Origin of the sequence: Nocardia sp. 852002-20019_SCH5090214, from assembly GCF_001665865.1 — a bacterium.
Lineage (GTDB): Bacteria > Actinomycetota > Actinomycetes > Mycobacteriales > Mycobacteriaceae > Nocardia > Nocardia nova.
Genome location: NZ_LZMK01000081.1, coordinates 1 through 1,669, shown reverse-complemented (window position 1 = coordinate 1,669; position 1,669 = coordinate 1). Strand labels below are relative to the sequence as shown.

Sequence of the window (1,669 nt, the reverse complement as noted above, 5' to 3'; positions counted from 1 at the left end):
GGGCTGATCCTGGCGGCCGCGTTGGACAAGAAGCCGATCACGAAAGTGTTCGAGTGGATCACGAAGCCGAAAGACGACGAGCCGATCGACATCCTGGTCGAGGCGGGCTACAGCCTTCCGGCGGGCGCGCTGCGCGATCAGTACAACGCTCCGGATCGGCAGCGTAAGGGCGTTTTCTCGACGGCGAAGAAGATGGCGAGCTGCCTGAAGTTCGATTCCATCGTGCCGTGGGTGTGCCCGCCGAAAGACGGTGAGGCGCAGCGCGAATCCTTCGATGTGGTGGCCTTCGCTCGCTCCCGCGACACGTTGTACCCGTTGTCGCTGGAGGGTGCCGGCACCGCGGGCCCGCTGATCACCGCGCTCACCGCGGCCGTGGTCGAGGCGGCCGCGGACGCGGGCACCGAGGCCGGTGGGCGGCTGCCGGTTCCGATGATGGTGTGCCTGGACGAGGCCGCCAACATCGTCAAGTGGGCCGAGCTGCCGAAGATGTACTCCCACTTCGGATCTCGCGGAATCATCGTGCAAACGATCCTGCAGTCCTGGGCGCAGGGCGTGCGTTGCTGGGGCTCGGAGGGGATGCAGGCGCTGTGGGGTGCGGCCAACATCCGCATCCTGGGCCCCGGCCTGGCCGACGCCGGATTCCTGCGTGACACCTCGGAGCTGATCGGACAGCACTACGAGCAGGTCTCCTCGCTGTCGAATTCGCGGGACAAGTCCGGGACGTCGACGTCGACGTCGTGGTCTCGCACGACCGAAACGACTTTGACCGTCAGCGATCTGGCCGCGCTGCCGTCGGGGCGTGCGGTGCTGCTGTCCAGCGGCCGCCGCCCCACCCTGCTGCAGCTCGTGCCCTGGTGGCAGCGCCCCTACGCCGACGCGATCAAGGCCTCCCAAGCCCGATTCGAGCCGACCCCGGCTGACCCCACCTCTGATCAGGAAGGCGACAACGCATGACCACCAACGACACCAACACCAACGGCGCCAACGGATCTGCGGCTGCTGGCGAGGAGGCGGCCACCCAGGCCGCCGTCGCGGCCGCGGCGGTGGATCCGCAGGTGCTCGGCGCCGCGCTCGACGAGGCGGTCCGCAAGGCGATCGCCGCCCAGATGGCCGGTCTCGCCAAGGAAATCGCCGCGGCGGCCTTCGGTGCGGCGCTGACGCCCGAGGTCATCGCCGGTATGGAGGCCACCGCCCGTGAGGCCGCCGCCGAGGCGGTGGCCCCGCCGCCGGCGCCGGAGGAGAACGAGGAGCAGCAGCCGCAGCTGCGGTTCGCCGACACCGACGATTTCGTCCGCAACTACATCGCGCCCTGCTACGCCCGCGAAGTCAGCAAGGAGGGCATCGAGGACGATATCCGCTGGTGCCCGGAGTGGGACGAGCACGCCGAGGCCGTGTGCCGGTTCGAGGCCTTGTTCCGGGCGTTCGAGGAGGCCCGCCAGGGCACGGGCTCGGAGATGTCGTCGTTCTGGCGCGACCACGTCGATCACCACATGTCCATGCTGCTGTCGCCGGAAGGCTGCTTCCGCTACTGCTCGGTGGACAAGGGCCACCACGGATATCGCCGCCAGCTCACCCCTCTGCCGCTGGAGCCCGTGGTGGTCGAGGGGGCGTGGGAGCAGGCATATACGCAGCTGGATTCCGGCCTGGTGGTGCTGACCGGGCCCGCCCG

Annotated in this window: 2 protein-coding genes; both read left to right on the top strand. The window is 69.1% G+C overall.

What is annotated here, in order from left to right:
- The coding region (locus A5780_RS07635; protein ID WP_156769407.1) for a type IV secretory system conjugative DNA transfer family protein at nucleotides 1-954 on the top strand (954 nt) is incomplete at its 5' end.
- Nucleotides 951-1,669: DUF4913 domain-containing protein (locus A5780_RS07630; protein WP_064908105.1), on the top strand; the 719-nt coding region annotated here is incomplete at its 3' end. The genes A5780_RS07635 and A5780_RS07630, both read left to right, overlap by 4 nt.